General features: G+C 58.7%; 1 protein-coding gene and 1 tRNA gene. One reads left to right on the top strand and one right to left on the bottom strand.

The window, feature by feature from the left end; genetic code table 11:
• Window positions 1–167: 167 nt before the first annotated feature.
• Window positions 168–251 (bottom strand) — tRNA-Leu (locus B2R17_RS01880).
• Window positions 252–655: 404 nt separating this feature from the next.
• Between B2R17_RS01880 and B2R17_RS01875 the strand changes: the two genes are divergently transcribed.
• Window positions 656–1,471, top strand: a complete 816-nt coding sequence (locus tag B2R17_RS01875; protein ID WP_286762612.1) for a 3-keto-disaccharide hydrolase — start codon at window positions 656–658, stop codon at window positions 1,469–1,471.
• Window positions 1,472–1,594: the final 123 nt, after the last annotated feature.

Below are 1,594 nucleotides of genomic sequence, written 5' to 3'. Positions count from 1 at the left end.
CTTTGGAACAAAGCGAGGCGTGCTGCTGGCGTGCCAACGCGAGACCAACGACAAGCGTCCAATCACCCCGCCAGGTGGAACCTGGCCTACGTGGTTACCAACTTCGAAACTTCGGTCGGCGCATAAAAAAAGCCCGGGCCATTTGGTCCGGGCGATGTTCGAAGAAGTACCGAAGGAGGGACTCGAACCCTCACTGGATTGCTCCAACTGGATTTTGAATCCAGCGCGTCTGCCAATTCCGCCACTTCGGCTTCTTCTGAAAATGTCGATGAACCCGTCGGCGACCTCGCGAAGATAGTTTCGCGGGGGGAGTGCCTTCGCTAAAAGACGTGCCTGGCTCCATCGAGACGCGAATTATGTCGGAGGCGTCTCGATCCCGCAAGACGGGTTCAGGCGATCTTTGCGGCCGCCCGGCGATTGATTTCGCTCACCGAAACCATTGAAACGACCGTGCAACTTATTCGGGCAGCGAACCGGTTCGGGCGACGCTAAACGCAGGCCCAACGACCATCCTTTGCCCAGCATCCGCCGCCCGATCGGGGCGTCATCAGTTCGATCGCCAAAATCCGTGTTTGAAATTCCGAACCGGACGAAAACGATTCGGCTAGAATGAGCGACCAAATTCCCCGCTTCCTACCTCTCCGAATCCAACGCCATGCTTCACCGCCGATGTCTCGCCTCCCTCGCCTTTTCGCTCGCGACACTGACCGTCCCCGCCCTCTGCTCCCCCACTTTTGGCGAGGAATACCTCAATGGGATCACCTGGCAAGCTCCGCCGATCGTCACCCCGGGTGAGACCGCAGCGGACCCGCCATCAGACGCGATCGTGTTGTTCGGCTCGAGCGAAGATGTGAAGAACTGGAAGAACATCTCCAACTGGACGACCGATGGCGACGACTTGGTCGCAGGAAAAGGCGCCATCACCAGCAAGGAAGAGTTTGGCGATTGCCAAGTCCACGTGGAATGGTCGGCTCCTACCCCCGCGAAAGGCAAAGGACAAGGTCGCGGCAACAGCGGGATTTTCTTGATGGGCCGCTATGAGATCCAGGTGCTCGATTCCTACGAAAACGAAACCTATCACGATGGACAGGCGGGAGCGATCTACAAGCAAACACCGCCGGCCGCCAACGCAATGCGTCCGCCGGGCGAGTGGAACACCTACGACATCTACTGGACCGCACCTCGGTTCAGCGAATCAGGCGAACTGGAAAGCCCCGCCGCGATCACCGCGGTCCACAACGGGGTGCTGATCTTGAACCATTTCGAGCTGAAAGGCGACACGCCGTACAACCGGCCACCCAAGTACGAAGCTCACAGCCCCACGGGTCCAATCACGATCCAAGATCACGGCAACCCGGTTCGGTTCCGCAACATTTGGGTGCGTGAATTCCAACCCGCCACAGGCGAACAAACCCGCGAGCCCTACATCCGTGACGGCAAGAAAGAAACGCCGATCAGCGAAACGGAGTGAGCCGGAAAACATCGGCGGGTGAACAATGCCGCCTGGTATTTTTAGAACGAACAACGATCGGCTGAGATCGATCGTTTCGAGACTTCCCATGCCCGGCCCGCACCCTCGCGTACGCCTGAACGG

The sequence above is a fragment of the Rhodopirellula sp. UBA1907 genome (genome assembly GCF_002337565.1).
GTDB lineage: Bacteria > Planctomycetota > Planctomycetia > Pirellulales > Pirellulaceae > Rhodopirellula > Rhodopirellula europaea.
Note: the sequence above shows the minus strand (reverse complement) of the source record. Positions and strands in the feature narration are given on the sequence as shown.

Bases quoted from the DNA above. Each gene is read 5' to 3' on its own strand.
- B2R17_RS01875 (WP_286762612.1), top strand. From the start codon at position 656: ATGCTTCACCGCCGATGTCTCGCCTCCCTCGCCTTTTCGCTCGCGACA.